This is a genomic window from Burkholderia catarinensis (genome assembly GCF_001883705.2).
GTDB lineage: Bacteria > Pseudomonadota > Gammaproteobacteria > Burkholderiales > Burkholderiaceae > Burkholderia > Burkholderia catarinensis.
Genome location: NZ_MDEQ02000010.1, coordinates 216470 through 241210 on the forward strand (window position 1 = coordinate 216470; position 24741 = coordinate 241210).

Annotated in this window: 18 protein-coding genes; 9 read left to right on the top strand and 9 right to left on the bottom strand. The window is 68.9% G+C overall.

Translation table 11 applies throughout. The features are described from left to right. Nucleotides 1-30: 30 nt before the first annotated feature. Nucleotides 31-2289 (bottom strand): glycoside hydrolase family 3 C-terminal domain-containing protein, encoded by a 2259-nt coding sequence (locus BFF94_RS18415; RefSeq protein ID WP_219139627.1) that lies wholly within the window; start codon nt 2287-2289, stop codon nt 31-33. A 151-nt stretch (nt 2290-2440) separates the two neighbouring features. Between BFF94_RS18415 and BFF94_RS18420 the strand changes: the two genes are divergently transcribed. Both BFF94_RS18420 and BFF94_RS18425 read left to right on the top strand, forming a co-directional pair. Further along, complete coding sequence (locus tag BFF94_RS18420) at nt 2441-3475, top strand: helix-turn-helix transcriptional regulator (protein ID WP_128841864.1); 1035 nt, start codon at nt 2441-2443, stop codon at nt 3473-3475. Between the two features lie 49 nt (nt 3476-3524). Further along, nucleotides 3525-4385, top strand: a complete 861-nt coding sequence (locus BFF94_RS18425; RefSeq protein ID WP_128841865.1) for a GIY-YIG nuclease family protein — start codon at nt 3525-3527, stop codon at nt 4383-4385. 54 nt (nt 4386-4439) lie between these two features. Here BFF94_RS18425 and ppa read toward each other — a convergent pair whose 3' ends face one another. After that, complete coding sequence (ppa, locus tag BFF94_RS18430; RefSeq protein ID WP_011352863.1) at nt 4440-4967, bottom strand: inorganic diphosphatase; 528 nt, start codon at nt 4965-4967, stop codon at nt 4440-4442. Nucleotides 4968-5370: 403 nt separating this feature from the next. Between ppa and BFF94_RS18435 the strand changes: the two genes are divergently transcribed. From BFF94_RS18435 to BFF94_RS18445, 3 genes are all read left to right on the top strand, one after another. After that, nucleotides 5371-6810 (top strand): aldehyde dehydrogenase family protein, encoded by a 1440-nt coding sequence (locus tag BFF94_RS18435; RefSeq protein ID WP_219139628.1) that lies wholly within the window; start codon nt 5371-5373, stop codon nt 6808-6810. Nucleotides 6811-6895: 85 nt separating this feature from the next. After that, complete coding sequence (locus tag BFF94_RS18440; RefSeq protein ID WP_128845735.1) at nt 6896-7654, top strand: SDR family oxidoreductase; 759 nt, start codon at nt 6896-6898, stop codon at nt 7652-7654. A gap of 128 nt (nt 7655-7782) precedes the next feature. After that, on the top strand, nt 7783-9087 hold the full coding sequence (locus BFF94_RS18445) for an MFS transporter (RefSeq protein ID WP_128845733.1): 1305 nt from the start codon (nt 7783-7785) through the stop codon (nt 9085-9087). A 94-nt stretch (nt 9088-9181) separates the two neighbouring features. Here the strand turns inward: BFF94_RS18445 and BFF94_RS18450 are convergent, their stop codons facing one another. From BFF94_RS18450 to hemC, 3 genes are read right to left on the bottom strand one after another with little or no spacing between them, the layout of a single operon-like run. Continuing rightward, nucleotides 9182-10369 carry a heme biosynthesis protein HemY gene (locus BFF94_RS18450; RefSeq protein ID WP_128845730.1) on the bottom strand — a complete coding sequence of 396 codons (1188 nt, stop codon included), beginning with the start codon at nt 10367-10369 and terminating at the stop codon, nt 9182-9184. A gap of 2 nt (nt 10370-10371) precedes the next feature. Further along, a complete protein-coding gene (gene hemDX / locus BFF94_RS18455; protein WP_219139629.1) occupies nt 10372-12345 on the bottom strand; it encodes a fused uroporphyrinogen-III synthase HemD/membrane protein HemX in 1974 nt (657 codons plus the stop codon). Next, nucleotides 12345-13346 carry a hydroxymethylbilane synthase gene (gene hemC / locus BFF94_RS18460; protein ID WP_219139630.1) on the bottom strand — a complete coding sequence of 334 codons (1002 nt, stop codon included), beginning with the start codon at nt 13344-13346 and terminating at the stop codon, nt 12345-12347. Before hemC ends, hemDX begins: the two co-directional genes overlap by 1 nt. A gap of 208 nt (nt 13347-13554) precedes the next feature. On the opposite strand from hemC, the gene ppc reads away from it, so the two are divergent. Next, nucleotides 13555-16581: a phosphoenolpyruvate carboxylase gene (gene ppc / locus BFF94_RS18465; protein ID WP_219139631.1), complete on the top strand. Its 3027-nt coding sequence runs from the start codon at nt 13555-13557 to the stop codon at nt 16579-16581. Between the two features lie 118 nt (nt 16582-16699). Here the strand turns inward: ppc and BFF94_RS18470 are convergent, their stop codons facing one another. Further along, nucleotides 16700-17452: a class I SAM-dependent methyltransferase gene (locus BFF94_RS18470; protein WP_219139632.1), complete on the bottom strand. Its 753-nt coding sequence runs from the start codon at nt 17450-17452 to the stop codon at nt 16700-16702. A gap of 223 nt (nt 17453-17675) precedes the next feature. Here BFF94_RS18470 and BFF94_RS18475 point away from each other — a divergent pair, with 223 nt between their 5' ends. From BFF94_RS18475 to BFF94_RS18485, 3 genes are all read left to right on the top strand, one after another. Beyond that, nucleotides 17676-18485, top strand: a complete 810-nt coding sequence (locus BFF94_RS18475) for a helix-turn-helix transcriptional regulator (protein WP_219139633.1) — start codon at nt 17676-17678, stop codon at nt 18483-18485. A gap of 137 nt (nt 18486-18622) precedes the next feature. Further along, complete coding sequence (argH, locus tag BFF94_RS18480) at nt 18623-20032, top strand: argininosuccinate lyase (protein WP_128842752.1); 1410 nt, start codon at nt 18623-18625, stop codon at nt 20030-20032. A 94-nt stretch (nt 20033-20126) separates the two neighbouring features. Next, nucleotides 20127-20810: an HAD family hydrolase gene (locus tag BFF94_RS18485; RefSeq protein WP_128842753.1), complete on the top strand. Its 684-nt coding sequence runs from the start codon at nt 20127-20129 to the stop codon at nt 20808-20810. An 83-nt stretch (nt 20811-20893) separates the two neighbouring features. Here BFF94_RS18485 and BFF94_RS18490 read toward each other — a convergent pair whose 3' ends face one another. The 3 genes from BFF94_RS18490 to dcd form a co-directional block, all read right to left on the bottom strand. Continuing rightward, nucleotides 20894-21694 carry a lysozyme inhibitor LprI family protein gene (locus BFF94_RS18490; protein ID WP_372454234.1) on the bottom strand — a complete coding sequence of 267 codons (801 nt, stop codon included), beginning with the start codon at nt 21692-21694 and terminating at the stop codon, nt 20894-20896. Nucleotides 21695-21720: 26 nt separating this feature from the next. After that, nucleotides 21721-24000, bottom strand: a complete 2280-nt coding sequence (locus BFF94_RS18495; RefSeq protein WP_128842755.1) for an arginine/lysine/ornithine decarboxylase — start codon at nt 23998-24000, stop codon at nt 21721-21723. An 81-nt stretch (nt 24001-24081) separates the two neighbouring features. Beyond that, entirely contained in the window at nt 24082-24651 is a 570-nt protein-coding gene (dcd, locus tag BFF94_RS18500; protein ID WP_128842756.1) for a dCTP deaminase, read from the bottom strand. Nucleotides 24652-24741: the final 90 nt, after the last annotated feature.

Sequence of the window (24741 nt, forward strand, 5' to 3'; positions counted from 1 at the left end):
GCCCCGCCGCATGCCGCACTGCCGTCCGGCTCAGTGCGCGGCGAGCGTCACCGCCCGCGACAACGCCTGCGGATCGCGCGACGACGCCGCGGCCGACAGCACGTAGCTGCCCGCGCCGATCCGCCACGCATGCGCAGTCGCATCCCAGACCGCGAAGCGCTGCGCGGGCACCGCGACGCTGACGGTGCGCGCCTCGCCCGGCTGCAGCGCGACCTTGGTCCAGCCGACGAGCCGCTTCGGCGGCTCGCCGAGCGAGGCGGGCAGCGCCGCGTAGATCTGCACCGTTTGCACGCCGGCTCGCGCGCCCGTGTTCGTCACCGTCACGCCGACCGTCACGTTGCCCGATGCATCGGCCTGCGCGGTCATCCCGGAAAGCGCATACGTCGTGTACGACAGCCCATGGCCGAACGGGAACAGCGGCTCGATCGCCTTCGCGTCGAACCAGCGATAGCCGTATGCGAGGCCCTCCGCATAGACGGTCTGCGCGTTCGCCGGATCGATCGCCTGCTGCGGCAGGTCGGCCTCCTGCCTCGGGAACGTCAGCGGCAGCCGGCCCGACGGGTTCGCGTCGCCGAACAGCAGGTCGGCGATCGCCTGGCCGCCCTGCGCACCCGGATACCACGCGTCGAGCACGCCATGCACGTTCGCGAGCCACGGCATCAGCACGGGGCTGCCGTTCTCGAGCACGACGATCACGCGCTTCGCCTTCGCCGCGACCGCGGCAATCAGCGCGTTCTGGTCGTATTGCTGGTTGTACGGGTCGGCCTTCGCATCGGGCAACGACAGGCTCGCAAGGTCGAGCCCTTCCGTCTGCCACTGCGTCGCGAACACGATCGCGACATCGGCCTGCGCGGCCGCGGTCGCGGCGGCACTCGCGTCGGTCCCGTCGAGATAGCTGACCGACGCGTTCGGCGCCTTCGCGCGGATCGCCGCGAGCGGCGCGGACTTGTACCAGGTCGCGCAGCCGCCGAACAGCGTGTCGGGCGGTTGCTGGCAGGTCGTCACCGCATTGCCGTCGATCGCCGGCACCGCGCCCGAGCCGCCGCCCGACAGCACACCCGCGTCCGCATGCCCGCCGATCACGACGACCGACTTGAGCGCGCCGGCCGCCAGCGGCAGCACGGGCTGCGCATCGCCCGGCGCGGCCGCGTTCTTCAGCAGCACCGCGGATTGCCGCGCGATCGCGAGCGCATCGGCATTGCCGGCCGCTTCGTCGATCGCGCCGCCCGGCTTCGGCGGCGCGTCCATCACGCCGATGCGGATCAACGTGCGCAGCTTGCGCTGCACCATGTCGTTCAGCCGCGCGGCCGACACGCTGCCGGCCTGCAGCGCCGCGCGCAGCTTCGTGTTGAAGTACGACCCGAGCGGCGAGTTGCCGTCGTCGGCCGCGCCCGGCTGTTCCTCGTCGAGCCCCGCCTGCACGGCCGCGACCGTCGAATGCGTCGCGCCCCAGTCCGACTGCACGACGCCCTTGAAACCCCACTCGTTCTTCAGCACCGTCGTCAGCAGATACGGGTTCTCGCACGCATACACGCCGTTCAGCTTGTTGTACGAGCACATCACGTTGCCCGGCTGGCCGTCCTTCACGCCGATCTCGAACGCGAGCAGTTCGGCCTCGCGCATGGTCCGCTCGTCGACGACCGAATCGATCGTCATCCGGTTGGTTTCCTGGTCGTTGAACGCGAGATGCTTGATCGTCGCGATCACCTTCTGCGCCTGCGTCCCCTGCGTGCGTGCGGCGCTCAGCGTGCCCGCGAGCACCGGATCCTCGCCCATGTATTCGAACGTGCGGCCGTTGCGCGGCTCGCGCGCGAGGTTCACGCCGCCGCCGAGCCCTTCCGCGAAACCGAGCGCGCGCAATTCAAGCGCGATGCGCGTGCCGTAGGTGCCCGCGAGCGCCGTGTCCCACGTCGCCGCGAGCGCGACCGGCGCGGGCAGCGCGGTCACGCGCGCATTCTTCACGTTCACGCCGCCCGCCGAATCGGCGCTGCTGACGGCCGGAATGCCGAGCCGCGGCACGCCGGGGATGTAGCTCGCGCCGTTCAGCGCATCGGCCGGAAACGGGCCGCCCAGGTCTAGCGCCGGCAGGCCCGTGCCGTGCACGAGCTGCAGTTTCTCGTCGGTCGTCAGTTGCGCGACGAGCGCGGCCGCGCGCTGGTCGGCCGCCGCATCGGGGTCGGCCGGCGCGGTCGGGCCCGCGTGGATGTCGTCGCCGCCGCACGACGCGAGCAGCACCGTGAGCATGCATGCGCACGCAATCGTCGAACACCGGAACAGCGAAGTTTTCATTGATCCTCCAGAATCGTTCTGTTGTACTTGTCGCCACACTCCAGCGTCCGAGTCTAAGAATCGACCGGTCACCACGCTTGACCGGCAGGAGCATGCGTTGACCTCTCGCAGCGGGGACAAACCCGAACGGCATGACGACAGGGAGACAGACATGGAGTTGCAACAGAAATCGGTATCCGTCCGGATCTACCGCTGGCTGTGCGAAGACGCGCGCGCGAACGGCATCGATCTCGCGCCGCTTTACGAGACGCTCGGCCTCGGGCCCGCCGAACTCGCCGACGACACGCGCCGCATCGCGGGCGACCGGCACGTCGCCGCGATGCGGCTGACGAGCGGCTGGCCGTTGTCGTGGCATCGGCCGCCGCCGCAGGTCATGCCGTGGCTCGTGCCGTTTCCTGAACTCGCGGGCGTCACGTGCAACGCGGCGACGCTGCGCGACGCGCTGCACGGCTATCTGCGCTATCGCGAACTGATCGGCAATGTCGACTGGGTCTTCGCGCACGAGAACGGCGACGCGATCGCGCTCGAGTATGTGAACGAAGGAGACGGGCTGCACGCGGGCAGTGCATTCGCGAACCTCACGATCCTCGCGGCGCTCGCGCGCCTGTACGATCCGCACGTGCGCATCGACGCCGCCGAGTTCGCCGGCCGCGCGTTCGCCCCCGCTGCCGCACTGGGCGACATGCTCGGCGCACCGGTGTCGTTCGATGCCGCGCACAACCGCCTCGTGCTGCGCTCCGTGCGCTTCGACACGCCGTTCGAGCGCTACAACGCGCCGCTCGCCGGCATCCAGCGTCATGCGGCCGACGCCGCGCGCGAGCGCGTGCGGGCACGCTCGACGTTCGGCTCGTCGGTCGAGCAATGCGTGCGCGACTGGCTGCGTACCTCCGACGACGCCGACGTGCCGGCCGACACGCTGATGCAGCACGTGTGCACGCACTTCGCGATGTCGCGCTGGACGCTGCGCCGGCGGCTGCATCGCGAAGCCGTCGGTTTTCACGCGCTCGTCGCGCAGGCGCGGCTCGGCGAAGCGCGCGACCTGCTGCTGAATACGCAATTGCCGATCGGCGAGATCGGCGTGCGCGTCGGCTTCCGTTCGACGAGCGCGTTCACGCGCTTCTTCACGCGCGAACTCGGCGCGGCGCCGAGCCGCTTTCGCGACGGGCACGGCGATCGGTGGCGTTGACGCGCGTTTTTTCTGAGACACTGGCGGCTTCGCCTCCCGCCGCCCTGCCATGTCCTGGTTTCTGTATCTGATCGAATGCGCCGACGACAGCGTCTACACGGGCATCACGACCGATGTTGCCGCGCGCTTCGACGAACACGCGGCCGGCAAGGGCGCGCGCTACACGCGCTCGCGCAAGCCGCGCACGGTGCTCGCGTCGTTTCCGCTGCCCGACCGGTCGAGCGCGTCGCGCGCCGAATACTGGGTGAAGCGCCTCACGGCCGCGCAAAAGCGCGAACTGGCGGCCGGGTCGCGGACGCTGGAATCGGTGCTGCCGGCCGTGACGATGCTCGACGGGAGCGGCGATATGGCCGATTCGCCGGCGCGCACGCGCGGGCGGAAGAAGGCGAAGGCAAAGGCGGAGAACATCGACAACGCGAAGAAGACGGCTGGAACGGAAGAGGTTGTCGCAAAGGTCGCGAAGGTCGCGAAGGTCGAAAAGGCCGGGAAAGTCAGGAAAGCCGGCAAACCCGCGAAGACCGCAAAGACCCGGCAAGCCGCCCGGACTCCAAACGCGGCAAAGGCCGCACCGGTCGCGAAACGCGCGGAGGCCGACGGCGCCGCGGTCGCGAAAAAGGTCTCGGCGCGCGCCACGCCGGCCCAAAAAAACACGCCGTCTGCAGCCCCCGCTTCGAAAAGGAAAGCACCGGTATCAAGCGGCAAGCCCGTCGCGAACGAACGCGAGGCCGCCGCTTCCGCACCGGGCCGCCGCCGTCCGCCTGCCACGAAAGCCGCCGAAGCCGCCGCTGTCTCCGTTGCCCCTCGTCGCGCAAAACGCGCGAAGGACGCGCCGGACACCACCGCGCCGCCCGCTTCCGCCTCCGCACGCAAGAAAAACGCGCGCGCAAAACAAAACCGCGCGGCCTCCTGAGGAGACACGCGCGGTTTGCGTTGCGCACGAACCGGCCGCCGGCCGGTGCGCCGCTTACTTCTTGTAGTTCGCGGCGCCGTCGGTGATTTCCTTGTGCGCGGCTTCGATGCCGGCCCAGCCTTCGACCTTCACCCACTTGCCCTTCTCGAGCGCCTTGTATTGCTCGAAGAAGTGCTTGATCTGGTCCTTCAGGTACTCGGGCACGTCGTCGATCGACTTCAGGTTCGCCGTCATCGGGCAGACCTTGTCGTGCGGCACGGCGACCAGCTTCGCGTCGACACCCGACTCGTCGGTCATCTGCAGCATGCCGAGCACGCGCGAACGCACGATCGAGCCGGCCAGCAGCGGGAACGGCGTGATCACCAGCACGTCGACCGGATCGCCGTCGCCCGACAGCGTCTGCGGGATGTAGCCGTAGTTCACCGGATAGCGCATGCCCGTGCCGATGAAACGGTCGACGACGAGAAGGCCCAGTTCCTTGTCCGCCTCGTACTTCACCGGATCGCTTTGCGCGGGAATCTCGATGATCACGTTGAAATCTTGCGGCAGGTCCTTGCCGGCCGGAACATGATTGAAGCTCATGAGCACTCTCTGTAGGTCGATGGGAATTCGGGACAGGGCGCCGCGGCCGATGCACCGCCGCGGGCGTCCCCCAAGGGAATGCGCCATTATAGCCAATCGATCGGTGGCGTCCGGATGACGATCGGCGCGATAATCGTTCCGGATGTCCGGCCATCGAACCGTCGGCCGCGTTATATGGAATCGGCGTCGGCGCTGAAGCGCCGTCGCCGGTCGACCGCGAAGCATGGGATCAGAGCAAGCGCTGGTAGACCGCAAAGCATGGGACCCGAGTAAGCGCTAAAGCGCTAACTCGGGATCGACCGCCGTGGGGATGGAGTAAGCGCTGAAGCGCTAACTCCGTCCAACCACGCCATGGGACCCGAGTAAGCGCTAAAGCGCTAACTCGGGATCGACAGGAGCAGGCATGGAAGAGGCGAAGCACTTCATCGCGGGCGAATGGACGTTGCCCGCGCAACTGGAAACGATCGCGGTCGTCGATCCGTCCGACGGCCAGCCGTTCGCGACGATCGCGCGCGGCACCGCGCCCGACATCGAGCGCGCGGTCGCCGCGGCCCGCGACGCATTCGCGGGCGCCTGGGGCGCGGCAAGCGCCGCCGAGCGCGGCCGCGTGCTGATGCGGCTGTCGGCGCGCGTGGCCGATTCCGTCGAGGAACTCGCCGCGATCGAGGCGCGCGACACCGGCAAGCCGCTGAAGCAGGCACGCGCCGACGCGGCCGCACTCGCACGCTACTTCGAGTTCTACGCGGGCGCCGCCGACAAGCTGCATGGCGAAACCCTCCCCTATCAGGCCGGCTACACGGTGCTGACGGTGCGCGAGCCGCACGGCGTCACGGGCCACATCGTGCCGTGGAACTACCCGATGCAGATCTTCGGGCGCAGCGTCGGCGCGGCGCTCGCGGCCGGCAACGCATGCGTCGTCAAGCCGGCCGAGGATGCATGCCTGTCCGTGCTGCGCGTCGCCGAGCTGGCCGCCGAGGTGGGGCTGCCAGCCGGCGCGCTCAACATCGTCACCGGCTACGGCCATGAAGCCGGCGCCGCGCTCGCACGCCATCCGGGCATCGACCACATCTCGTTTACGGGTTCGCCGGCAACCGGCAAGCTCGTCACGCAGATGGCGGCCGAGAACCACGTGCCCGTCACGCTCGAACTCGGCGGCAAGTCGCCGCAGATCGTATTCGCCGACGCCGATCTCGAAGCGGCGCTGCCCGTGCTCGTGTCGGCGATCGTGCAGAACGGCGGGCAAACCTGCTCCGCCGGCAGCCGCGTGCTGATCGAGCGCGCGGTATACGAGCCGCTCGTCGAGCGCCTCGCCACCGCGTTCAACGGGCTGCGCGTCGGCCCGAGCCGCGCCGACCTCGACTGCGGCCCGCTGATCAATGCGAAGCAGCAGCAGCGCGTGTGGGATTTCCTGTCCGATGCGCAGCACGACGGCATTCCGATGGCCGCGCACGGGCAGGTCGTCGCCGACGCGCCCGAAAGCGGCTTCTACCAGGCGCCCGCGCTGTTGCGCGACGTGCCGCCGTCGCACCGGCTCGCGCAGGAGGAAGTATTCGGCCCCGTGCTCGCCGCGATGCGTTTCGTCGACGAAGACGAAGCGGTCGCGCTTGCGAACGGCACGCCGTACGGCCTCGTCGCGGGCATCTGGACGCGCGACGGCTCACGTCAGATGCGTCTCGCGCGGCGCCTGCGCGCGGGCCAGGTGTTCATCAACAACTACGGCGCGGGCGGCGGCGTCGAACTGCCGTTCGGCGGCGTCGGCCACTCGGGCCATGGCCGCGAGAAAGGCTTCGAGGCACTGTACGGCTTCACCGCGCTGAAGACGATCGCGATCCGGCACGGCTGAGCGCGCGGCACGCGAAACACGGCCGGCAGCGCCCGGCCGCGTGTCGAAGCACGACGACTCTCATATCCAGCACAGGAGACACACCATGCGGTTGAGCGGCAAGACGGCAATCGTCACGGGCGGCGGCTCGGGGTTCGGCGAAGGTATCGCGAAGACGTATGCGCGCGAAGGCGCGAACGTCGTCGTCAACGACCTGAACGGCGCGGCGGCCGAGCGCGTCGCCAGCGAGATCGCGCTCGCGGGCGGCAAGGCGATCGCGGTGGCCGGCGACGTGTCGAAGCAGGACGACTGGCGCGCGCTGCTGCAGGCCGCGCTCGACGATTTCCATTCGGTGCAGATCGTCGTGAACAACGCGGGCACCACGCACCGCAACAAGCCCGTGCTCGACGTGACGGAAGCCGAGTTCGACCGCGTGTACGCCGTCAACATGAAGAGCCTGTTCTGGTGCGTGCAGACCTTCGTTCCGTACTTCCGCGAACAGGGCGGCGGCGTGTTCGTGAACGTCGCGTCTACCGCCGGCGTGCGGCCGCGCCCGGGCCTCGTCTGGTACAACAGCACGAAGGGCGCGATGATCACCGCGAGCAAGTCGCTCGCGGCCGAGCTTGGCGCGGCCCGCATCCGCGTGAACTGCATCAACCCGGTGCTCGGCGAAACGGCGTTGATGACGGAGTTCATGGGCTGCGAGGACACGCCCGAGAACCGCCGCCGCTTCCTCGCGACGATCCCGCTCGGCCGCTTCTCGACGCCGCAGGACATCGCGAACGCAGCGCTTTACCTTGCGTCCGACGAGGCCGAATTCATCACGGGCGTCTGCCTCGAGGTCGACGGCGGGCGCTGCATCTAGCCGCACCCTGCTGTTCGCGCGCCGCGTCGGGGCTCGCCGGCCGGCTCGCCATCCACGTTATGCTTCGCACGAAACCGGATCAGGCACCGATACGCCGGCTCCGGCCAACTACAAGAACTGGAGACAACATGGCAACATCGACGCAGTCGCTGCCGGGCTCGTCCGGCGCATTCGAGGAAGCAACCTATCGCAAGGTGTCGTGGCGGCTCACGCCGCTTCTGCTGCTGTGCTACGTGGTCGCGTATCTCGACCGCGTGAACGTCGGGTTCGCAAAGCTGCAGATGGCGAGCGACCTGAACCTGAGCGACACCGTGTACGGGCTCGGTGCCGGGATCTTCTTCTTCGGCTATTTCCTGTTCGAGGTGCCGAGCAACATCATCCTTCACAAGGTCGGCGCGCGCGTGTGGATCGCGCGCATCATGGCGACGTGGGGCGTGATCTCGATCCTGACGATGTTCGTCACGACGCCCACGATGTTCTACGTGATGCGCTTCCTGCTCGGCGTCGCCGAAGCGGGCTTCTTCCCCGGCGTGATCCTCTACCTCACCTACTGGTATCCCGCGCACCGGCGCGGCCGGATGACGACGTTCTTCATGACGGCCGTCGCGCTGTCCGGCGTGATCGGCGGTCCGCTCTCGGGCTTCATCCTGAAAGCGTTCGACGGCGTGAGCGGCTGGCACGGCTGGCAATGGCTGTTCCTGCTCGAAGGCATTCCGTCGGTGCTCGCCGGCGTGCTCGTGTTCTTCAAGCTCGACGAGCGGATCTCGAAGGCGGCGTGGCTGACCGACGAGGAAAAGGCGCTGCTCACCCGCAACGTCGACGCGGAGGAAGCAACCAAGGAAGACCCGCCGCTCGGCACGGTCATGTCGAGCCCGCGCGTGTGGCTGATGGCGCTGATCTATTTCTCGTTCGTGATGGGGCTCTACGGCGTCGGCTTCTGGCTGCCGACGATCATCAAGGCGACGGGCGTGACCGACACGTTCATGATCGGCCTGCTGTCGGCGATCCCGTATGCAGCCGCGGTGGTCGCGATGATCCTGATCGCGCGCAGCGCGGACAAACGCCGCGAACGCCGCTGGCACCTCGCGATTCCGGCCGCGCTCGGCGCGCTCGGGCTCGTGCTGTCGGTGATCTGGGCGCACCAGACCGCACTCGCGATGCTCGGCCTCACGCTCGCGACGATGGGCATCCTGACGACGCTGCCGCTGTTCTGGAGCCTGCCGACCGCGTTCCTCGGCGGCACGGCAGCCGCGGCCGGCATCGCGATGATCAACTCGATCGGCAACCTGGCCGGCTTCCTGAGCCCGTACCTGATGGGCTGGCTCAAGCAGGCGACGGGCGCCAACGATGCGGGCATGGTCATGCTCGCGGGATTCCTCGTGCTCGGCGGGCTGCTCGCGCTGTCGGTGCCGAAGCGGCTGGTCGACCGATGATCAACGAACAAAAAAATGCCCCGAAGGCCGATTGGCGTTCGGGGCAGCTTGTGCGGCGCGGCGGGCCGCCCGTAACAGGCGGCGTCGGCCCGCGTCAGACCACGGTGATCGCGAGCGCGCTTTCGCGGTAGTGCTTCGCGGCCTTGTCGGTTTCACCGAGATGCTCGAACAGGCGTGCGAGCGCGCGATGCGTACGCACCTTCAGCGCCTCGTTGTCGGCCAGCTTCAGTGCCGACTCGAGGAACGACTGCGCCTTGCCCCACAGTTGCTGCTGCTGGCAAAGGCGGCCGAGCGCGAACAGCAGGTCGGCATCCTCCGGGTGATCCTTCTTCCACCCTTCCGCCTTCTGGATCAGCGGCAGCGCATCGGCGCCGGCCGTGTCCGGATAACGGCGCAGCAGGCGTGCATCCCAGTTGTGCGCGAGCGCTTCCTCGACGATGCGGCGCGCTTCGTTGCGGCGCTCGAGCGGCACGAGCAGGTCGGCCGCAAGATCGGCAAGCCGTGGCGACTGGCGCTCGACCGGCGACAGCGACTGCCACACCTCGAGCAGCGCATCCGGGTCGTGACGGCGTTCGCGCAGCAGGTTTTCCGCGGCCTGCTGGCGCAGCCGCACGGCCGCGGCAGGATGCAGCGCCTCGCGCTTCTCGAGCGCCTTCGCAAGCTTCAGCACCTCGGCCCAGTTCTTCAGTTGCTGCTGCGCGCGCAGCGCGACCTGCTGCGCATGAATGCGCTTGCCGCCCGCTTGCAGGTCGGCCAGCGCGGCGAGCGCGCCGTCGGCATCGCGCGCGTCCGCGCGCATGTCGGCCGCGGCGAGCAGCCGTGCATCCTGCCATTCGGGCGCGTCGACCTTCGACAGCCAGTCGTCGCGGCGCGTGTATTCGTGCATCCGGTGCGCGGCGGTGGCCGCGACGAGACTCGCCGCGCCCTGGTTCGCATCGACCGACAGCGCTTCACGCGCGGCCTTTTCCGCGCGCGAGAAGCGGCCCGCGTACAGGTTCGCGATCGCATCGCGCAACGACGCCTGCGCCTTCTCGTTGCGTGAGCGCGCACGATACGCGGCGACCCGCCGCGGCATGCGCCAGATGTTGCGCACGATGCGCAGCAGCGCGTACATGACGATGAACAGCACGACGACGGCGATCACGAACAGGTTCAGCGACACGTCGATACGGTACGGCGGATAGACAAGCAGCACCTGCCCCGCGTCGAAACGGCCGACGGTGGCGAGCGCCGCGGCGATCGCGAACAGGACCGCGAGCCAGACGATTCCTCGAAGCGTCATCGTTACCCCCGGCTCTTGAACTGCTGAACGGCGTTCAGGCTTGTGTTCAGGTTCGGCACCGCGACCGTCAGCGATGCGCCGTCAACCTGCTTGAGCAGATCCTCGACGGTCTGCGTGTCCTTCGACGCCTGATCGAAATATTTCCCGAGCGACGCCTGCGCGGCGTGCAGGTCGGCCTTCATCGCGCTGTCGTTGCGCGCAAGCAGCGACAGCCGCGCGGTGAGCAGGCGCAGCTTCACGTTCTCGCGCACGAAGTAGCCCTGGTCGGGCGACGCGAGCATCGCGTCCGCGTTGTCGATCCGGCGCACCTGCACGAGGCTCTTCAACTGCTGGCCGAGACCGGCCGAGAAGTCGTGCCACCACACCTTCCAGCGCGGCTCGCCGGCCACGGCCGACGACGCGGCGTCAACCGGTGCGGCCGCCTGCGGCGCCGCGTGCGGCACGATCGCCTCGCCGGACAGCGGCAGCGCGTCGATCTTGCCGATCGCGTCGTCGAGCTTGATCGCGAGGCCCGTGAGATCCGCCGCCGGTGCAGCCTTCAGCTTCTCGATGTCCAGCGCGAGCGCCTTGCGCACCGTGACGGCCTGCGCGCTCTGCGACGTCGCGAGACGCGCGTCGGCGTTCTGCAGCGCGATCAGTGCGAGCTGCGTGTTGCCCGTCAGCTGAAGCTGCTGGCTCGCGCTCGACAGCATCTGGTCGACTTCCTCGAGCATCCACGCATCGCGGTTGCGCGACAGGTCCTGGTATTGCTGCTGCAGCGCCTGCTGCGCGCTCTGCGCGTCGGCGAGCTTGCCGTCGAGTTGCGCGAGCTGCGTGTCGACCTGGTGCGTGCTCGCGAGCGCCTGCTCGGTCTTCATGCGCGTCTCGGCCGTCTGCGCGTCGAGCGCCTTCTGGCGCGCGACGAACGTGCCGTCGAGCCGGTCGATCTTGCGGTTCAGCGCATAGCCGCCGACACCGGCCGCGCAGCCGAGCACGACGACGACGAACCACAGCACCGCGCTGCCGCCGCGGCGCACATGCGGCTCGGGCGCGATATAAGGGGGACTGGACGGCGGCGCGGATGCGGCGGCCGGCTTGGAAGCGACGCTTTTGGAATCGTTGGTATCTGTCATGCGTTTAGTCACCGGTGCGGCTGTCGCCGGTTGGACGGCCTCGTCGGCCATCGTTCGAAACGCGCGGACGATGCGCTCATCGCCCGCGCCGGTCAGCGTAATCCTATCAAAACCCAATGCACGCGCGGTCTGCTCGATCCGCGGGTGCGGCGTCACGAGCGACGCATGCTTCAGCGCGTCGATCTCGGCCTCGTTCAGGTGCGCCCGCGCGAGTTCGTGCAGGTTGCGCACGCCCTCCGAGCTCGTGACGAGCCACGCATGCGGCGCGCCGTCGAGCAGCGCATGCACGCGCTCCCACGCGCCGACGCGCGGCTCGGGCACGACGCGCCGGTACGCGGCGGCGAGCGTGACGTCCGCGCCGGCCTCGCGCAGCCGGTCGGCGAGCCATTCGCGCCCGCCGTCGCCGCGCACGATCAGCACGCGCTTGGCCGCCAGCGCCTGCGCGCCGCCGAACGCGGCCTCGATGCACGCGAACAGGCTTTCCGAATCGTAATGGGGCACCCCGCCGTCGGCCGGGGCCTGCGGTGCGATCACCCGATGCGCGGGCGCCGCGATGCCGTGACGCTCGAGCGCCGCGACGCTGCCGGGCCCGACCACGCCGACCGGCAGCGCGTTCGGCCAGATCGCGCCGTACTGCGCGAGCGCGCGGTCGATCGCGTTCGGCGACACGAAAATCACCAGCGCGTAGTCGGCGAGCGCCGCGAACGCGGCGTCGAGCGGCGCCGGATCGTCGACCGGCGCAATGTCGATCAGCGGGAATTCGAGCACGTCGCAGCCGGCCGCGGCCAGTTGCGACGCGAGCGTGTCCGACTGGCCGTCCGGGCGCGTCAGGACCGCGGTGAACGCGCGCGCGCCGCCCGCCATCAGGCGTCGCCCTTGCCGGACTGCGAGCCCGCGAGCAGCGCCTGGACGATGCCGAGCGCGCCTTGCGCCTCGAGCTCGTCGGACACGGCGCGGCCGAGCGCAAGCGCATCGGCGACGGTCACGACGGCCGCGCACTCCTCGACCGTCAGCACGCGCTTGCCGTCGGTCGTCGACACGCGGCCCGTCAGGTACAGTTCGCCCGCGCGCCACACCGCATGCGCGGCGAGCGGCACCTCGCAGCTGCCGCCGAGCGCGCGCGACACCATCCGTTCGGCCTCGACCGCGAGCGCGGTCTGCGGGTCGTGCAGCGGCGCAAGCCACGCGGCGACGTCGTCGCGGTGCGCGGCAATCTCGATGCCGAGCGCGCCCTGGCCGGCCGCCGGCGGGCTGGCTTCGACGTCGAGCAGCGCGCGGATCCGCGCTTCGAGGCCGAGGCGCTTCAGGCCGGCGGCCGCGAGGATGATCGCCGCGTAGTCGCCGCGGTCGAGCTTCGCGAGGCGCGTGTCGAGGTTGCCGCGCAGCGGCAGCACGTCGAGGTGCGGATAGCGCGAACGCAGCATCGCCTCGCGGCGCAGGCTCGACGTGCCGACCACGGCGCCGGCCGGCAGCGCGTCGAGCGACGCGTAGTCGTTCGACACGAACGCGTCGCGCGGGTCCTCGCGCTCCATGATCACGGCAAGCGAGAAGCCGTCGGGCAGCGCCATCGGCACGTCCTTCAGCGAATGCACGGCGAGATCGGCGCGGCCGTCGGCCAGCGCGTTCTCCAGTTCCTTCACGAACAGGCCCTTGCCGCCGACCTTCGACAGCGTGCGATCGAGAATCTGGTCGCCGCGGGTCGTCATCCCGAGGATTTTCACGTCACAAGCTGGATATAATTTGCGCAGCGCATCACGCACATGTTCGGCTTGCCACATCGCCAGGCGGCTTTCGCGCGAAGCAATCGTCAACGTCGCGGGCGGCTGTGCCTGCTGCGGCCCGGCCGCAAGGGTCTCGGAATTCATTGCTGGAACATCGAAGGACGGGATTGAAGATCGAACAATGGTAGCACGCACGCCCCGGGCCGCCCGGGCCTGGAGCCTGCGCCCGACCGGCCCCTGCGCGGGTCGCGGCGCCGATGTGCGGATGTGCCGCACGTAGCTGGTTGCTTGACCGCAGTTCCCGCAGTTTTCGCAGTTCCTTTTGACTCGAGCTTTCCCAAGGAAACCCATCGTGAAGTCTTCCGGATCGGCGCGTACGGCGCGCCGCAATGCTGCCCTGTCCTCCTCCGACGCCCCGACGGGCACCGTCGCCACCGCCGCGAACGGCCGTGCGAAAACGGCAACGAAACCGAAAGACCCGATACCTCAGACAAAACGCGCGGCGAAAGCCGCCGGCCCGGCTGCCCGCCCCGCCGCCCGCACGGCCGGCGCACCGAAGTCCGGCACGCGCACGCGCGAGGACAAGGACGGCCCGCTGTTCGAGGACATCCGCTTCCTCGGCCGCCTGCTCGGCGACGTCGTGCGCGAGCAGGAAGGCGACACCGTGTTCGACGTCGTCGAGACGATCCGCCAGACCGCGGTCAAGTTCCGCCGCGAGGACGACAGCGAAGCCGCGCAGACGCTCGAGAAGAAGCTGCGCAAGCTGACGCCGGAGCAGACGGTGAGCGTCGTGCGCGCGTTCAGCTATTTTTCGCATCTCGCGAACATCGCGGAAGACCGCCACCACAACCGCCGCCGCCGCATCCATGCGCTGGCCGGCTCCGCGTCGCAGCCCGGCACGGTCGCGTACGCGCTCGACCAGCTGAAGACGACCGGCAACGCGTCGAAGCGCCTGCTGCAGCGCTTCTTCGACGATGCGCTGATCGTGCCCGTGCTGACCGCACACCCGACCGAAGTGCAGCGCAAGAGCATTCTCGACGCGCAGCACGACATCGCGCGCCTGCTCGCCGAGCGCGACCAGGAGCTGACCGCGCGCGAGCGCCAGCACAACGAAGCGATGCTGCGTGCGCGCGTGACCGCGCTGTGGCAGACGCGGATGCTGCGCGACGCGCGCCTGACGGTCGGCGACGAGATCGAGAACGCGCTGTCGTACTACCGCGCGACGTTCCTCGACGAGCTGCCCGCGCTGTACGGCGATATCGAGGCCGCGCTCGCCGAGCACGGCCTGTCCGCGCGCGTGCCCGCGTTCTTCCAGATGGGCAGCTGGATCGGCGGCGATCGCGACGGCAATCCGAACGTGACGGCGCCGACGCTCGACGAGGCGATCAACCGCCAGGCCGCGGTGATCCTCGAACACTATCTGGAACAGGTGCACAAGCTCGGCGCCGAACTGTCGGTGTCGAACCTGCTCGTCGGCGCGAACGACGCCGTGAAGGCGCTCGCGGCCGCATCGCCCGACCAGTCGCCGCACCGCGTCGACGAACCGTATCGCCGCGCGCTGATCGGCATCTACACGCGGCTCGCCGCGAGCGCGCGCGTGCGCCTGGGCGAAGGCACGGTGCCCGTGCGCAGCGCGGGCCGCGGCGCGGCGCCCGTGCGCGCGATCCCGTATGCGGATTCCGAAGCGTTCGTCGCCGACCTGAAGGTGCTGACCGCGTCGCTCGACGAACACCACGGCACGTCGCTCGCCTCGCCGCGCCTCGCGCCGCTCGTGCGCGCGGCCGAAGTGTTCGGCTTCCATCTCGCGAGCATCGACCTGCGCCAGAGCTCCGACATCCATGAAGCCGTGGTCGCCGAGCTGTTCGCGCGCGCGGGCGTCGAGGCCGACTACGCGGCGCTCGCCGAGGAAGACAAGCTGCGCGTGCTGCTCGCCGCGCTCGCCGATCCGCGCCCGCTGCGCTCGCCGTACCTCGAATACTCGGCGCTCGCGCAGAGCGAGCTCGGCGTGTTCGAGAAGGCGCGCGAAGTCCGCGCGCAATTCGGCGCGCGCGCGGTGCGCAACTACATCATTTCGCATACGGAAACCGTGAGCGACCTCGTCGAGGTGCTGCTGCTGCAGAAGGAGACGGGCCTGCTCGAAGGCGCGCTCGGCGTGCCCGGCGGCGATGCGAGGAACAGCCTGATGGTGATCCCGCTGTTCGAGACGATCCCCGACCTGCGCGACGCGTCGCGCATCATGCGCGAATACTTCGCGCTGCCGGGCGTCGATGCGCTGATCGCGCACCAGGGCGCCGAGCAGGAAGTGATGCTCGGCTACTCGGACAGCAACAAGGACGGCGGCTTCCTCACGTCGAACTGGGAGCTGTATCGCGCGGAACTCGCGCTCGTCGACCTGTTCCGCGACTGCAAGATCACGCTGCGGCTGTTCCACGGCCGCGGCGGCACGGTCGGCCGCGGCGGCGGCCCGACCTACCAGGCGATCCTGGCGCAGCCGCCGGGCACCGTGAACGGCCAGATCCGCCTGACCGAACAGGGCGAGGTGATCGCGAGCAAGTTCGCGAACCCCGAGATCGGCCGGCGCAACCTCGAGACGGTCGTCGCCGCGACGCTCGAGGCATCGCTGCTGCCGCAGTCGAACGCGCCCGCGCAACTGCCCGCGTTCGAAGCCGCGATGCAGACGCTGTCCGACTCGGCGATGGCCGCGTACCGTGCGCTCGTCTACGAAACGCCGGGCTTCACCGACTACTTCTTCTCGTCGACGCCGATCACCGAGATCGCCGAGCTGAACATCGGCAGCCGCCCGGCTTCGCGCAAGCTGCAGGATCCGAAGCAGCGCAAGATCGAGGATCTGCGCGCGATTCCGTGGGGCTTCTCGTGGGGCCAGTGCCGGCTGCTGCTGACGGGCTGGTACGGCTTCGGCAGCGCGGTGAGCGCGTATCTCGACGCCGCGCAGGACGACGCCGAACGCACGAAGCGCGTCGCGCTGCTGAAGAAGATGAACAAGACCTGGCCGTTCTTCGCGAACCTGCTGTCGAACATGGACATGGTGCTCGCGAAGACCGATCTCGCGGTCGCGTCGCGCTATGCGCAGCTCGTCGCCGATCGCAAGCTGCGCAAGCACGTGTTCGAGCGGATCGTCGCGGAATGGGAGCGCACGTCGCATGCGCTGGCGGAAATCACCGGGCAGGAAGGCCGCCTCGCGACCAACCCGCTGCTCGCGCGGTCGATCAAGAACCGCTTCCCGTATCTCGATCCGCTGAACCACCTGCAGGTCGAGCTGATCAAGCGTCACCGCGCGGGCGACACGAACGCGCGGCTGCGCCGCGGGATTCACCTGACGATCAACGGGATCGCGGCCGGCCTGCGCAACACGGGCTGATCCGCATGCGGCGCGGGCTCGTTCCGCGCCGGCCGGCATCGTGAAAGCCGCGATACGCCACGGTGCGTATCGCGGCTTTTTTCATGCGAACGCGCAACAGCGCCGGCGTGCCGCTCGTTCAGTGCGCGTCGATCAGCAGCGCATCGTGCTCGAACGAACCGTCCGGCCGCACCGCGTAATACCCGCGCACCTCGTCGGGCGCATGCGCCCACAGCGCGCGAATGCCCGCGACGCTGTCCGCCGGCGTGCGGATGCGGGTAACCCACGTGTCGAAATCGATCGGCAGCCGCCAGCGGCTGTGCACGTGCGCATCGAAACCGGCAGCGCGGAACATCGCGAGCCACTCGTCCGCACGGTAGTCGCGCACGTGCGACGCGTCGCGCAGCACTTCCGCGGCCTGCAGGTACGTGTCGAGAAGCGGATGGTCGTTGCCCGCGATGTCGATCATCAGCACGCGGCCGCCCGGTTTCAGCACGCGGCGCGCCTCGGCGAGCGCCGCGCGCATGTCATGCCAATGGTGCGCGCTCATCCGGCTCACCACCCAGTCGAACGCCGCTGTATCGAACGGCAGCCGTTCGGCCGGGCCCTGCTGCGTGCGGATGTTCGCGAGCCCGCGCTCGCGCGCGGCCGCGTCGACGGTCGCGAGCATCGGCGCGGCGAGATCGTACGCGACCACGTCGCGCACGTGCGGCGCGACGGCGAAGCTCGCGTGGCCGGCGCCGCAGCCGAGATCGAGCACCGCGGCATCGGGCGTCGCGCGCACCGCGTCGGCGAGCGTCTGCAGATCGGCGCCCGTCGCGTGGACCGTGCTCGTCAGATAGGCGGCGGCCGTCGTGCCGAATGCGTCGGCGACCTGGTCGTGGTGTTTCATCCTTCGCTCCTTTGTGCGGTCGACCGGAGCCGACACGAGTTGGCGCTTCAGTGCCTGTTCCAGCCCCATGCAACGCGTTTTGTGGGACGTTCGCTGCCCTGCCGGTGCGCGAGCCGCTACAATAGGCCTGCACTTGTACCAGTACAAGTTAAGCAGTTATTCTGGTATTCGATACACCTGTCTGATCGTTGCCGCGTTCTCGCCTTCACTTCGCCGTTTCCGCATGAACCATCCGTCCTCCGCCCCCGTCCCGCCGCTCGACGCCACGCCCGCCCGTGCGCTCGGCGAATTCATCCGCGCCCACCGCGAGCGGCTGTCGCCGCAGGCCGTCGGCCTGCCGCCCGGCCCGCGCCGCCGCACGCCGGGGCTGCGGCGCGAGGAAGTCGCGCAACTGTGCGGCGTCAGCCCGACCTGGTACACGTGGATCGAACAGGGCCGCCCCGTGTCGGCATCGGCCGACGCGCTCGCGCGGATCGCCGTCGCGCTGCAATTGTCGAAGGCCGAGCGCGCGTACCTGTTCGAGCTGGCCGCGCAGCGCGACCCGGCCGAGCCCGACGTCGCGGGCGGCGACCTGCCGCCGACGCTCGCCGCGACCGTCGCGGCGATCGCAACGCCCGCGTACGTGCTCGACCGGCAATGGAACGCGCTCGCCTGGAACGCGCCGGCCGCCACGCTCTTTTCCGGCTGGCTCGACGGCGAGCACGACCGCAACCTGCTGCGCTTCACGTTCATGTCGCCGGCCGCGCGCACGCTGATCGTCGACTGGGAAACCCGCGCGCGGCGGCTCGCGGCCGAATTCCGCGCCGATTCGATCCGCCACCTGGCCGACGCGCCGACGCGCGCGCTGATCGACGCGCTGACCGCCGGCAGCGATGCGTTCGCGCAGTACTGGGCATCGCAGGACGTGTTCGAGCGCGAAGGCGGCCTGCGCGAATTCGACCATCCGGCCGACGGCCGTCTCGTGTATCAGCAGATCACGCTGAAGCCCGCGCACCGCGAGGACCTGAAGCTGGTCGTGCTCGTGCGCGGCTGAGCGCAACGGCCCGCACCGGCAACGCCCGGCGGCCCGCCGCGAACGGCTGCGGGCCGCGGCGGGCCGGCCCGCGAATGTTAGAATCGCGGGATTCCCTCGGCGGCGCACGCCGCCCAACTCCCCTTCGAAGAATCGCCATGACGTCCCAACTGCACAAAAAGGGCGAGGCCTGGTCGGCCCGCTTCTCGGAACCGATGTCGGAACTGGTCAAGCGCTACACGTCGTCGGTGTTTTTCGACAAGCGCCTCGCGCTCGTCGACATCGCCGGCTCGCTCGCGCACGCGAACATGCTCGCCGCGCAGAAGATCATCAGCGCCGACGACCTGGCCGCGATCGAACGCGGGATGGCGCAGATCAAGGGCGAGATCGAGCGCGGCGAATTCGAATGGCAGCTCGACCTGGAGGACGTCCACCTGAACATCGAGGCGCGCCTGACCGCGCTGATCGGCGATGCGGGCAAGCGCCTGCACACGGGCCGCTCGCGCAACGACCAGGTCGCGACCGACATCCGCCTGTGGCTGCGCGGCGAGATCGACCGGATCGGCGGCCTGCTGAGCGACCTGCGCGGCGCGCTGCTCGACCTCGCGGAGCAAAACGCCGGCACGATCATGCCGGGCTTCACGCACCTGCAGGTCGCGCAACCCGTCACGTTCGGCCACCACCTGCTCGCCTACGTCGAGATGTTCTCGCGCGACGCTGAGCGCATGCGCGACTGCCGCACCCGCGTGAACCGCCTGCCGCTCGGCGCGGCCGCGCTCGCGGGCACGAGCTACCCGATCGACCGTCACGCGGTCGCGAAGACGCTCGGCTTCGACGGCATCTGCGCGAACTCGCTCGACGCGGTATCCGATCGCGATTTCGCGATCGAATTCACGGCCGCCTCCGCGCTCGTGATGACGCACGTATCGCGTTTCTCCGAAGAACTCGTGCTGTGGATGAGCCCGCGCGTCGGCTTCATCGACATCGCCGACCGCTTCTGCACCGGCAGCTCGATCATGCCGCAGAAGAAGAACCCGGACGTGCCCGAGCTCGCACGCGGCAAGACGGGCCGCGTGAACGGCCACCTGATGGCGCTCCTGACGCTGATGAAGGGCCAGCCGCTCGCGTACAACAAGGACAACCAGGAAGACAAGGAACCGCTGTTCGACACGGTCGATACCGTCGCCGACACGCTGCGGATCTTCGCCGAAATGGTCGCCGGCATCACCGTGAAGCCGGACGCGATGCGCGCGGCCGCGCTGCAGGGTTTCTCGACCGCCACCGACCTCGCCGACTACCTCGTGAAGCGCGGGCTGCCGTTCCGCGATGCGCACGAAGCCGTCGCGCACGCGGTGCGGATCTGCGACGATCGCGGCATCGATCTGGCCGACCTGACGCTCGACGAGATGAAGCAGGAACTGCCGAACGTCGCGCACCTGATCGGCGACGACGTGTTCGGCTACCTGACGCTCGAGGGTTCGGTCGCGAGCCGCAACCACCCGGGCGGCACCGCGCCCGACCAGGTGCGCGCCGCCGTCAAGGCTGCCCGCGCCGCGCTCGGCCAGTAAGCCCGCTGTTCCGGACGGACGCCTTCGGCGTCCGTTTTTCATTCGGGCGGCCATCGCGCCGCCCATCGCCTTCCCCGCTTCCTGGATACCGCCGATGACCTTCTCCGCCGCGCTCTTCGACATGGACGGCCTGCTCGTCGATTCCGAGCGGACCATCATGAACACGTGGATCGACGTGTCGAATGCGCACGGGGTCGCGCTGACCGTCACCGACTACCTGCAGATCGTCGGCCGCTCGTTCGCCGAAGGCCAGGTCATCCTGGCTCGGCTGATCGGCAACACCGAGACGTTCGACGCCGTACGCCTGCGCGTGCGCGAACAGCTCGCCGCGCCCGAACCGCATCCGAAGTTTCCGCTGAAGCCCGGCGCGCTCGCGCTGCTCGACGCGCTCGCGCAGGCCGGCATTCCGTGCGCGGTCGCGTCGTCGTCCACGGGCGACGTGATCCGCGCGCGGCTCGACGCGGTCGGCGTGCTGCCGTTCTTCCGCGCGATCGCGGGCGGCGACGAAGTCGCGCGCGGCAAGCCCGACCCGGCCGTCTACCGGCTCGCGGCCGAACGCCTCGGCGTGCCGGCACACGCGTGCGTCGCGTTCGAGGACAGCGACTTCGGCGCCCAGTCGGCCGCCGGCGCAGGCGCATCGGTCGTTACCGTGCCCGACCTGAAGGCGCCGACGCCCGAAATCGTCGCGCTGAGCCTGCACGTGCTCGCATCGCTCGACGAGGCGGTCGCGCTCGTGCCGTCGTGGTTCGGCCGGCACGACACGCAACAGCCCGCGTAGGCGGCACGCTGCCCAATGCAAAACGGGCACCCGATGGGTGCCCGTTTCGCTTTATCGCCGAACAACCGGCATCGCGGTTGCGTTCATTTGTTGCCGGCCGTCTCCGACAGCCGTTTCATCGTCGCGATGCGCGCGCCGATCAGGTCGACACGGCCGTCCTCGCCGACGAGCGGCGCCGTCGAATCGCGGAACCCGACCCACGCGCGCTGCGCGCGCACGAGCGTCGCGGCCGAATGCGCCGGCATCTTGCGGCGCAGCTTCTGGTAATAGCGGTTCAGGTCGAACAGCGCGTGTTCGCACGCGGCATCCTGTTCGCACGGCCGCACGCGACGCACGGCCGGATCGCGCGGCGCGTTCGCCGGCTTGCCGTTCAGCGTGGCCGCACCCTGTGCCGCGCCGGCGCCGCCCTGCGTGCCGCTCGTGGCCGCTACCGGGACGGCAGCGGGCGGCGGCGCATAGCGATCGGCCGCGCCGCGCAGCGCCAGCGCGCGATCGCGCACGGGTTGCAGCTGCATGTCGGCGCTCGACATCGTGTATGCCGTGCCGCGCGTCGTGTCGTACACGGCCGTCAGCAAATGCATTTCGTCCTTGCGCCACGTCAGCCAATGGCGTTGGCTGTCCTGCCAGCCGCGCTTCGCGTCGGCCGGCGCATCCTTCAACAGGCGCTGGTACGCGCCGTCCATCACTGCCTGCCACTGCTGCTGCGCTTCGCCCATGCACTGGATCTGGCCGGCCGTCGACGACCGGTCGCGCCGCGCGAGGCATTGCCGCATCGCGACGTCGATCGGGTCGGCCGCCGCGACTTCCGCATGGGCGACGCCCATCCCTGCCAGCCCCGCCGACCCTGCCGCCCAGACGACGAGCGCGGCCACCGCCGCGCGCATCGCCTGGATTCGTCCGTGCGCCGCCATCAGTCGCGCACGCAGTCGACGAAGTACTCGACGCGGCCGTTCACCTCTTCCGCGACGAGGCCGTGGATGTCGGTGTGGAAGCCCGGGAAACGCTCGTTGAAGTCGCGCGCGAACCGCAGGTAGTTCACGATCGTCTTGTTGAAGCGCTCGCCCGGGATCAGCAGCGGAATGCCCGGCGGGTACGGCGTGAGCAGGATGCTCGTCACGCGGCCTTCGAGCTCGTCGAGCGGCACGCGGTCGATCTTGCGGTGCGCGAGCTTCGCGAACGCGTCCGACGGCTTCATCGCCGGCTCCATGTCCGACAGGTACATCTCCGTCGTCAGGCGGGCGATGTCGTTCGCGCGGTACACGTCGTGGATCTGCGCGCACAGGTCGCGCAGGCCGACGCGCTCGTAGCGCGGATGCTGCGCGACGAATTCCGGCAGCACGCGCCACAGCGGCTGGTTGTTGTCGTAGTCGTCCTTGAACTGCTGCAGCTCGGTCACCATCGAGTTCCAGCGGCCCTTCGTGATGCCGATCGTGAACATGATGAAGAACGAGTACAGGCCGGTCTTCTCGACGATGATCCCGTGCTCGGCCAGGTACTTCGTGACGATCGCGGCCGGAATGCCCGTCTCGCCGAACTCGCCGTCGACGTCGAGCCCCGGCGTGATGATCGTCGCCTTGATCGGGTCGAGCATGTTGAAGCCTTCCGCGAGCGGGCCGAAGCCGTGCCAGTGGTCGTTCGGCTTCAGCATCCAGTCTTCGCGCGAACCGATCCCTTCTTCCGACAGGTTGTCCGGGCCCCACACGCTGAAGAACCAGTCGTCGCCGTATTCGGCGTCGACCTTGCGCATCGCGCGGCGGAAATCGATCGCCTCGGCGATCGATTCCTCAACGAGCGCGGTGCCACCCGGCGGCTCCATCATCGCGGCCGCGACGTCGCACGACGCGATGATCGCGTACTGCGGGCTCGTCGACGTATGCATCAGGTACGCCTCGTTGAAGCGGTGCTTGTCGAACGTGCGGTTCTCCGAATCCTGCACGACGATCTGCGACGCCTGCGAGATGCCCGCGAGCAGCTTGTGCGTCGAGTGCGTCGCGAACACGAGCGCGCCCGTGCGCGGGCGGCCGTCGCCGATCGCGTGCATGTCGCGGTAGAAATCGTGGAACGTCGCGTGCGGCAGCCACGCTTCGTCGAAGTGCAGCGTGTCGAGCAGGTCGCCGAGCAGGTCCTTGATCATCTCGACGTTGTAGACGACGCCGTCGTACGTGCTCTGCGTGATCGTCAGGATGCGCGGCTTCATGTCCGGGTTCTCGCGCATCGCTTCGCGCGCGAACGGGTTCGCCTCGATCTTCTTGCGGATGTTCTCCGGCTTGAATTCGTCGCGCGGGATCGGCCCGATGATGCCGAAATGGTTGCGCGTCGGCGTGAGGAACACGGGGATCGCGCCCGTCATCGTGATCGCGTGCAGGATCGACTTGTGGCAGTTGCGGTCGACCAGCACGATGTCGCCCGGCGCAACCGTCGCATGCCAGACGATCTTGTTCGACGTCGACGTGCCGTTGGTCACGAAGAACAGGTGATCGGCGCTGAAGATGCGCGCCGCGTTGCGCTCGGACGCCGCGACCGGGCCCGTGTGATCGAGCAGCTGGCCGAGTTCGTCCACCGCGTTGCAGACGTCCGCGCGCAGCATGTTCTCGCCGAAGAACTGGTGGAACATCTGGCCGAGCGGGTTCTTCAGGAACGCGACGCCGCCCGAGTGGCCCGGGCAGTGCCACGAGTACGAGCCTTCATCCGCGTACTTGACCAGTTCCTTGAAGAACGGCGGCGCGAGCGAGTCGAGATAGACCTTCGCCTCGCGGATGATGTGGCGCGCGACGAACTCCGGCGTGTCCTCGAACATGTGGATGAAGCCGTGCAGTTCGCGCAGGATGTCGTTCGGCAGATGGCGCGACGTGCGCGTCTCGCCGTACAGGAAGATCGGGATGTCCGCGTTGCGGCGGCGCACTTCGGTGACGAACGCGCGCAACTCGATGATCGCGGTCGCGAGCTCGGGCAGTTCGCCGTCCGCGCCGGTTTCGCCGAGCATGAGTTCGTCGTCGTCGAGCGACAGGATGAAGCACGACGCGCGGCTCGACTGCTGCGCGAACGACGTCAGATCGCCGTAGCTCGTGAGGCCGAGGACTTCGACACCCTCCTTCTCGATCGCTTCGGCCAACGCCCGGATGCCGGAGCCCGAAATGTTCTCGGAGCGGAAATCTTCGTCGATGATGACGACGGGGAAACGGAACTTCATGGGCGATTCTCCAAAAAGAACGACCGCGGCGCGTCACGCGCAGCGGTCACCCGGAAACCGGTGAGACGATATGCAACCAGATCAGGTTTTCGGCAGCGTGACACCGCGCTGGCCCTGATACTTGCCGCCGCGATCGGCATACGACACGTCGCACACTTCGTCGCTCTCGAAGAAGAGCACCTGCGCAACGCCTTCGTTCGCATAGATCTTCGCCGGCAGCGGCGTGGTGTTCGAGAATTCCAGCGTGACGTAGCCTTCCCACTCGGGCTCGAACGGCGTCACGTTGACGATGATCCCGCAGCGCGCATAGGTCGACTTGCCGAGGCAGACCGTCAGCACGGTGCGCGGGATGCGGAAATATTCGACGGTGCGGGCCAGCGCGAACGAGTTCGGCGGAATGATGCACACGTCGCCCTTGAAATCGACAAACGAACCCTCGTCGAAGTTCTTCGGATCGACGATCGTCGAGTTGATGTTCGTGAAGATCTTGAATTCGTCCGCGCAGCGGATGTCGTAGCCGTAGCTCGACGTGCCGTAGCTGACGATCCGGCGGCCGTCCTCGGACGCGCGAACCTGATCGGGCACGAACGGCTCGATCATCTTGTGCTCTTCGGCCATGCGCCGAATCCATTTGTCGGCCTTGATGCTCATGCAAGCCTCCGCCGGGCCGTCCCAGGAAGGCTGGCCGTCCCGGCGGGGGACAGCGAACAAAGTGAGCGTTGGGGTCGTTTCATATCGGGG